Source organism: Brevibacterium sp. 91QC2O2 (assembly GCF_024580695.1).
GTDB lineage: Bacteria > Actinomycetota > Actinomycetes > Actinomycetales > Brevibacteriaceae > Brevibacterium > Brevibacterium moorei.
The window spans coordinates 1-255 of record NZ_JANIJY010000097.1 but is presented as its reverse complement, the minus strand read 5'-3'; the positions used below and the strand labels follow the sequence as shown (position 1 = coordinate 255).

Here is a 255-nt window from a genome sequence, read left to right as displayed (position 1 = left end):
GGATGTAGCCGACGAGGACGCCCATCGCGGCGGCGACCGCGACGGGGAGTGCGCCGATCGTGGCCGGCTGGTCCACCACGACGAGGACCGTTCCATGGCCGGTCATCTTGGTGATGACAGTCCGCAGCTTCGCCTCGTCTTGCGGTAGTGGCTTGTCGTAGAGCTTCTTGCCGTCGCGGTCCAATGCGACTGCGTGGTGTTCGGTCTTGCCGACGTCGATTCCGATGAACACGTCGACTGTGTCGTACCCGTCGA

1 protein-coding gene is annotated in these 255 nt (G+C 64.3%); it reads right to left on the bottom strand.

Translation table 11 applies throughout. From position 1 onward, the window contains the following. The coding region (locus tag NQ036_RS15585) for an IS110 family transposase (protein WP_257060048.1) at window positions 1–255 on the bottom strand (255 nt) is incomplete at both ends.